The organism is Nitrospira sp. BLG_2, from assembly GCF_049222245.1.
Genome location: NZ_JBLYIG010000177.1, coordinates 1 through 7250 on the forward strand (window position 1 = coordinate 1; position 7250 = coordinate 7250).

A 7250-nucleotide genomic window follows, 5' to 3' on the forward strand; every position below is an offset into this window, starting at 1 on the left:
ATGGTCGGGCGACGTCGGCGGTACCTTGCTCAACCGAGCCGCATCTCGTTCGACTTCCTTGCGAATGGGCTCCGGCAAGTCGGTTTCGGCGATCTGTTTTTTCAACCGAACGACCTCGTTCTCCTCGTCCTCGCCTTCGCCCAGCTCGTCTTGGATGGCTTTCAGTTGTTCGCGCAAGATGTACTCTCGTTGGTTCTTGCCGATTTTGGTCTGCGCATCCTTGGCGATCTTTTCCCGCAATTGCAGTATTTGAATTTCCTTTGACAGCGCGGCGTACAGGCTGCGAAGAAGGTCCAAAGTCGAAGAACTTTCGAGCAAGCGCTGTTCTTCCACCACATCCAGATTGACGAGCGAAGCAATCCGATAAGCCAGCGCAACGGAATCATCCTCGTTGCTCAGCACCGCGCCGACTTCTTGGATGCCGGGAGCTTGGATGAGTCTCGGTAAGTCGGACACCAGTTCTTGAATGGCTCGATGAAGCGCTTGAACTTCGGCGCCATCGTCCGAAGGGCGCCCCAGAGAACGGACACGCACGATGGAGTAGGGGGTAGACTGTTCTTCTTTCAGGAGGACGACACGATCTAGTCCTTGAACTAGCGCATGAATTGTTCCTTCGGACGACTGGCCGATTTGTTTGACGGTCGCCTTCGTGCCGATGGAGTACAATTCGGCGAGTGCCGGTTCTTCGGTCTGGGGATCTCGTTGCGCCACCACGACGATCGTCTTCTCTTCGGTCTTCATTGCGGCATTGACGGCGGCAACTGACCGCTCCCGCCCGACCGTCAGCGGCATCATGACGCCAGGAAACAACACCGTCCGTTTAACGGGGAGTATCGGCAAGGTCGATAGTATATTATTTTCCATTGGAGCCCATCCTTCCTCAAGGTTCACAACATTATAACAACCTGATAGGTTTTCTTGTGTGGAAGTCAAGGGAAGGAAATTCGGATTAAGGATAACTAATGGTGACAGGAAGAATTCACATTTGCTGGTATCAGAATCCTCCACTGAACGTCGTACAAACAGCCGGCGGTTGTGCTATTCGTGCGCAGCCTATTGGTTTGAGAGAGGTTCGACGGGGGGGCGGCGTGAGTTCAGCGCGCAAAAGGAATGCAGACTTGTGTCGGGCAGGCAACGCGTGTCTCAAAGGACTCATGGCGATGTACAATGACGGTTCCATCAGGAGGTATGCATTAGTAGATTCCCCTCTTCCGGCAAGAAATGGCTTGGCATCGTGATGTTCATGGCGACCATGCTTGACCTCAACGCGAACGAACATGGCGTGACTGCGTGGAAAGCATAGCGTGTTTGTGCTATCCGTATTGTATTCCCCCGAGACCCGATGCATGCTCTTATGAACTATTGCAGCCACTGTGGCGCAACGGTCACGCGCAAGATTCCTCTCGGGGACAATTTGCTCAGACATGTGTGCGACCAGTGCGAGTGCATTCATTATCACAATCCCAAAATCGTCGCGGGCTGTATTCCGGAATGGGAAGATCAAATCCTCTTGTGCCGTCGGGCCATCGAACCTCGTCTAGGGCTCTGGACGTTTCCGGCGGGATTTATGGAGTTGGGCGAAAGCACGGAGCAAGCGGCCGTTCGTGAGACACATGAAGAGGCGCATGCCGATGTCACAATCACCGGTCTCTATGCCGTGCTGAGTCTGCCCAATATCGGACAAGTCTACCTGGTGTTTCGCGGTCGAATGAAGGCCCCGGTATTCCGGGCGGGACCGGAAAGCTTGGAGGTGGAACTGTTTCCGCTTTCCGCGATTCCGTGGGAGACTATGGCCTTTCCCGTGGTCAGCGAAGCCCTGAGGCGCTATGTGGTCGACGCGAAAGCCGGGGAATTTCGACTCCACCTCGACAGCCTGCCGGATAAACCGGCGTTCTAGGTAAGCGGCGGGTTCAGTTCACTGTGCCAGGAAATGACTTTCGACCGAGCTATTCAGTCAGTTCAGCTGCTCAGACGAGACTAAGCGCACGTCTTCACGATCGTCGAAGAGAATATGCGGAAGTCATCCAAATGTTTAGTGATGATGGATTGGATGACATCCAAACTCAGGCGAGTGTATTCGTGCACAGCTACGTTGCGGAAGCCCACCATTCGTTGCATTCGCATCGCCAGATCGGCTGGAAGAAGGTCAGCGGTCTGTAACAGAGTAAACGCGTCCCGACTATCCTGCGGCACTCCGAGTTTGCGTTGGCTGACGACGTACATGGCAAGATCGATTGTGGTTTCACATGCGCGTTGGAGGTTCAAGACGATCGCATCTTGTTTCGTCTGATTCGCGATCAGGTTCTGCATGTCGCCGGCGTATTCCGCGAGCACACGCTGAAGGCATCGTTCGATGGTGGCCGCTTTGTTGAGGACAACATCGTCAGCCATACACCAACCCCAGCGCGGTAATGCCTTTCAAGATGTCGCGCCGCTCTTCATTGAGCCGGGCATAATCCGCATAGGTGTACATCTCAAACGTTCGGCGGGCCAGATCATCGAACGTCGCGAGGCAGGTCCCGGTGGAGAGGACTTGCATCCGCATGACCGTCGATGCGGCGCGCAGATCGACGAGATCGACATCACGATGCAGCCGGGTAGCCAACTCTTGGGCGAGTTCAAATCGATGCAGGCTTGCGATCGGGGTATGCGTGAGCACCGCGAGATCGATGTCGCTGTGAGGACGCGCCGTTCCTTTGGCCTGCGAGCCGAAACGGTACAGGGCAATGAGGTCTGGAATTGATGTGCTGATATACTCGATCAAGGCAGAGTCATTCATGTCCGACATCCGGCTTTCTGCTGGGTTCAGGCTACTGGTTCATGGGTAACCTGTCAATCTTCAGCGCATTCTATTAAAGCTGGACACAAATTTTAGCAGGCCCATTTCTTTTTGCCATGTTTGTGTTGGCGCTCAAGAACAAGCTCAAACGTTGATGGTGAAGGAGGTGAATATCGAAGGTAACGAAGTGTGGTGAGTAAGATCAGCTTTTCGGAAGCTCATCTTTTGGAACGATCAGCGCCTGTCCTACCTTCACTGAGAGTTGCTCGACGACCCTCTTCAGTCGTTCTTGTTCAGCGGGTGTCACTGTTAAGAATTCGACACCGATGCCCAGTGATCCCGACCAGCGGACGGCCCCTCTGCTGATATAGATTGGTGTAGGTTCGCCGGGCAGTTCAATGAATAATTCCACCTGCATGCCGGTAAAGGGCCGGACTACGCTTTCTAACCGACAGCCTTTCAGCGAGAGATCCTTCACGGAAGCGTTGTATCGAAGTTTGTCTCTCTGAACCAACGTGCTCGGTATTGCAACCGGAAACCGTGGGAATTTGCGAACAACCATCGTATATCCTCGTGTCCTTGGCAGATCCTTTGCCTGTCTGTAAAACGTGAAACTTCGACTTTTTGCCTGTGGAGCCGATCCGCGCTGTAGCTTATAGAGTATTAGTAGAAGGCTATGTGGCCGTAGGCAACTTGTCAATGAAAAGACCGATCTGAACAGGCCGTGGGTAGGGATAAAGAACGAGCAGTGGACCAGTGGTCAGTCGGCCACGGTGTTACCAAGGATAGCCCCAATACCCATAATGTCGGTGACCCCAATGGGGACGGTAAAAGGGCGAAGCATAATTTCCAGCGCTGCCAAATTGGAGTCCGAACCCGAGACCGAGAGGATAGCCATAAGAGTAAGGATAGGAATACGGGATTGGAACAATATTCGTGGTGGGGCGCTCTGCAAGTTGGCGTTGTAGGTCGGTTGTTGCCGTGGTCTGCCGATCGAGCTGACTTTTGAGTTGACTCACGGCATTCTGTTGCGTCTGAAGCTTTCCTTCGAGATCCGCAATCTTCTTTTGTTGCGCTTCTATGAAAGCATTCACGCAACGGGTCTGTGCGTCGCCTGTGTAGTTCGAACACTCCCATGGCACTTGAAGAGTTTCAGCTATGGAAGGAAAGGGGAAGAAGACAAAGGCTAAACTTCCACCAAAAACCAGTGTCCGCGGCAACCGATCTCCGAAGGTCCCCACCTTCATGGCCCCTTTTTGCTTGATTGGTTAGAGATTATCACGAGAACTCCACTTTGAACAGGTTGCGCCTGTGTTTCACGAACAATCCTTCCGGGCGTGGTTGAACAGCACGTTTGATTTTGACGCAAGGGGCTCCTACAATACCACCGGTTAAGGGACTGCGATGAGCCGGTGTATGCCTCCGCGACGACCTCTCAACCAGAAGAAACCTGCCAGGGCGATTCTACCGGATCTTTCTGTTAAGCGTCGATTTCAGCGGCGATTGTTAAAGTGGTATGGGGAGCATGGTCGAGATTTACCTTGGCGCAAAACGTCAGATCCGTATCATATCCTGGTTTCAGAAGTGATGCTCCAACAGACTCAAGTCGATCGGGTCATTCCCAAGTATCATGAATTTTTGAAGCGCTATCCGAGTTTCGAAGACCTGGCAGGGGCTCCGGTGGCCGACGTCAAGAAGACTTGGTATCCCCTTGGGTATAACATTCGCCCGGAACGGTTGCATGGAATCGCTTGCGAAACAGTGGAACGCTACGGGGGGAAGTTGCCCAATGACGCTGATGAGTTGCTCTCATTCAAAGGGATCGGGCGGTATACTGCCGGGGCTATCCGCTCCTTCGCGTTCAATGAAGATGCGCCTATTCTGGATACGAATGTCATCCGTGTCTTATACAGAGTGTTCGTCGCCGAGGGGGAACCCAAGACACAGAAGACGGTGCTATGGGAATTATCAGAAAACTTGATCCCGTCAGGGAAAGGATATGATTTCAACCAGGCTCTCATGGATTTTGGAGCGACGGTATGCACGGCCCGCGACCCCTATTGTATCCTGCGTCCGCCGAAGTCGTTCTGCAAGCCATATCCATTCAGTCCGGCGACGCGCGAGCGGTAGGCTGATTATGCAAGTCATTGAAGTGGCGGCAGGGCTTATCCACCGTGACGGTCGCTATTTGATCGCCCGTCGAAAGCCGGGCGCCCACTTAGCCGGGTACTGGGAGTTCCCCGGCGGAAAACGGGAAACGGGAGAATCCTTATCGGAATGCTTGCAACGGGAACTGTTTGAAGAGCTGAGCATTCGCGTCGATCTCCCTATTCCGTATCGGATCATTCGGCACGGCTATGAGGATAGAATCATAGAGTTGCATTTTTTTCGATGTGCCATTGAACAAGGGGAACCGATGCCCATCGATTGTGATGAAATCCGATGGGTATATCCCGAAGATCTCCCGCAGTTTAAGTTCCCGCCGGCAGACTACGCGGTTATCGAGGCCTTGCGGCGAGATGCGTTTGGAGTTCCACGGTGAAAGTGGTGCTCGACATTGAAACCGTGCAGGCCTCACGTGATGAATGGGCTCGTCTATGTGGAAAGCCCCCGGCATGTCATGAAATGCCTCCGGCGGAGGGTGGCTACGATCTCTTTGTGGCAGGAGCTGCTGAAGAACAGCGTCGCGCAGACGATGAGTCGTATGCCAAGTCGGCGTTCGATGGGACGTTCAGCCGAATTGTCTGCATCGGCCTGCTGGAATTTTCCGATCAAATGGAAGCACGGAGCGCCGTCGCCTGGTTCGGAGCGAACGAGCGTGAGCTGCTCCGCCAGTTTTGGGCGAGACTGGCCCGGGACCGTCCTGCCTTGTTCATCACGCATAACGGGCTTGGTTTCGATCTTCCCTTCATCAAGAAGCGGTCGATCATCAACCAGGTGAAACCCAGCCTCGACATCAATCTCGCAAGGTTCCGTACCGAACCGGTCTATGACACGATGGCCATCTGGAGTAATTGGGATACGAGGGGTTGGGTCAAGCTCGATGTGTTGGCCCGCGCATTACAGGTCGATACGAAGTCGGGAAGTGGGGAACAAGTGGCCGAAATGTGGGAAAGGAGGCAAGGCCCTGAGCTCGCACAGTACTGTCTGCAAGATACCTACGTGACCTATGCCTGCTATTGTCGCATGAATTTCCGTCAGCCTTTGTCCAGGGAAGTTGTCCTGTTGCAGCCTGAGTTTTACGATGTGAGTTGACCCATCAGTGGATCAACGGGTCGGATACGCTTGCGCCGATTTCTTTTTGGGGGCCGGGCGGGCAGCCGCCTTGCTGGCCTTCATGGCCTTTACTTCCTCCGTCCGCTGACGGAGCTCTTTCTTCATCCACGTTGTTTCCTTCTTCAGCATCGAGATCTCGGAGTCTTTGAGTTTGTTGGCCTCCCGCGCCTCTCGGAGTTCATCCAGTTTTCTGTTCAACAGTTCTTCTATGGCCAATTCGGGTACTCCCGATTGGCTCCCACTATGTGCGTGGAGCTCTTGAGCCTCTGAAAGAGAATCCTCTTGTGGCGCTATTTTCATGGTCGACGTACTCGAGATTGGCATAACGGCCGGTGCCGCTGGAGCGGTCTGAGACGTGGCAACCGACATGGATTTTGAGGATCCTGCTGAAGAGGGTGAGTTCGGCATCGGTCCCTTGGCGAGGGCTTGGTAATCGATCACCATCGTCACGGCTCCATTTCCCAGAGCGACAAAAGGAGGAGCCTTTTCAAGACGAGCGGCGGAACTAGGAGTGAATCCCGAGGCTTTCCTGTTTTGAGAAGGAACGATGGTCAGATAGATCGATCCGTTATGCATATAAAGGGTGCCCGCTGTGGGTTCAGTGCCTGACCCTGCCGATGGAGACACCTTGAAACCGACAATCTGTTCCGGTTTCGCTTGCGATAAGCCTTGGGCTAGCAGGGGAGCAAGAAACTCGGCGTCTTCATCGCTGAATACTCTCATCGGCTTGCTGCCACTGGCGGGCATGTTGCTTGGCATTCTATGAACGTCGTCGGCTACGACGCCTTTGACTATTTTCAGCATGGTCATCTGGTCAATGGTGGCTGGATGGCTGGCTTCAAATGACCAATCGGCGATTTCCTTGAGATAGACGGAGCCTTTGGCATTTTTGTGTAGCTTTGCTTCGCCGGAAAACATCGAGCATCCCGCCACTACTAGGCTGAGAGACAACAATGCACCGACATGTCGAGGACCGCGGACATTGAAATATGCATGCATATGAGATCTCCTCACATTGGTCTTGTGATCGGATGTCGACTTACCAGATACCTAGCGCCATGAGTACCATACCGATCGCCAACCATCCGACTACTCCGACCGAAATGATTGTTTCGAGAGTGATGCCGGAATCAGACGGGTTTGGATTGGGCTTTGAATCAGGGTCGGCGGACTTCATAACGAGAAGCGAAATTCC

General features: G+C 53.5%; 10 protein-coding genes. 4 read left to right on the forward strand and 6 right to left on the reverse strand.

Going from position 1 to position 7250, the window contains the following annotated elements:
- Positions 1–864: LON peptidase substrate-binding domain-containing protein (locus ACOSYY_RS04885; protein WP_421661149.1), on the reverse strand; the 864-nt coding region annotated here is incomplete at its 3' end.
- Between the two features lie 490 nt (positions 865–1354).
- Between ACOSYY_RS04885 and ACOSYY_RS04890 the strand changes: the two genes are divergently transcribed.
- A complete protein-coding gene (locus ACOSYY_RS04890) occupies positions 1355–1897 on the forward strand; it encodes an NUDIX hydrolase (protein ID WP_421661150.1) in 543 nt (180 codons plus the stop codon).
- 80 nt (positions 1898–1977) lie between these two features.
- Here the strand turns inward: ACOSYY_RS04890 and hepT are convergent, their stop codons facing one another.
- From hepT to ACOSYY_RS04910, 4 genes are all read right to left on the reverse strand, one after another.
- Positions 1978–2391, reverse strand: coding sequence for a type VII toxin-antitoxin system HepT family RNase toxin (hepT, locus tag ACOSYY_RS04895; protein ID WP_421661151.1), 414 nt, complete (start codon positions 2389–2391; stop codon positions 1978–1980).
- On the reverse strand, positions 2384–2779 hold the full coding sequence (gene mntA / locus ACOSYY_RS04900) for a type VII toxin-antitoxin system MntA family adenylyltransferase antitoxin (RefSeq protein ID WP_421661152.1): 396 nt from the start codon (positions 2777–2779) through the stop codon (positions 2384–2386). The genes hepT and mntA overlap by 8 nt, the downstream gene beginning before the upstream one ends.
- A 202-nt stretch (positions 2780–2981) precedes the next feature.
- Positions 2982–3341 (reverse strand): PilZ domain-containing protein, encoded by a 360-nt coding sequence (locus ACOSYY_RS04905; protein WP_421661153.1) that lies wholly within the window; start codon positions 3339–3341, stop codon positions 2982–2984.
- 214 nt (positions 3342–3555) lie between these two features.
- Positions 3556–4026: a hypothetical protein gene (locus ACOSYY_RS04910; RefSeq protein ID WP_421661154.1), complete on the reverse strand. Its 471-nt coding sequence runs from the start codon at positions 4024–4026 to the stop codon at positions 3556–3558.
- Between the two features lie 169 nt (positions 4027–4195).
- Between ACOSYY_RS04910 and ACOSYY_RS04915 the strand changes: the two genes are divergently transcribed.
- From ACOSYY_RS04915 to ACOSYY_RS04925, 3 genes are read left to right on the forward strand one after another with little or no spacing between them, the layout of a single operon-like run.
- A complete protein-coding gene (locus tag ACOSYY_RS04915; RefSeq protein WP_421661155.1) occupies positions 4196–4909 on the forward strand; it encodes an A/G-specific adenine glycosylase in 714 nt (237 codons plus the stop codon).
- A gap of 7 nt (positions 4910–4916) precedes the next feature.
- Positions 4917–5321: a (deoxy)nucleoside triphosphate pyrophosphohydrolase gene (locus tag ACOSYY_RS04920; RefSeq protein ID WP_421661156.1), complete on the forward strand. Its 405-nt coding sequence runs from the start codon at positions 4917–4919 to the stop codon at positions 5319–5321.
- Positions 5318–6034 (forward strand): 3'-5' exonuclease, encoded by a 717-nt coding sequence (locus ACOSYY_RS04925; protein WP_421661157.1) that lies wholly within the window; start codon positions 5318–5320, stop codon positions 6032–6034. The genes ACOSYY_RS04920 and ACOSYY_RS04925 overlap by 4 nt, the downstream gene beginning before the upstream one ends.
- 12 nt (positions 6035–6046) lie before the next feature.
- Here the strand turns inward: ACOSYY_RS04925 and ACOSYY_RS04930 are convergent, their stop codons facing one another.
- Entirely contained in the window at positions 6047–7054 is a 1008-nt protein-coding gene (locus tag ACOSYY_RS04930; RefSeq protein ID WP_421661158.1) for a hypothetical protein, read from the reverse strand.
- Positions 7055–7250 lie beyond the last annotated feature (196 nt).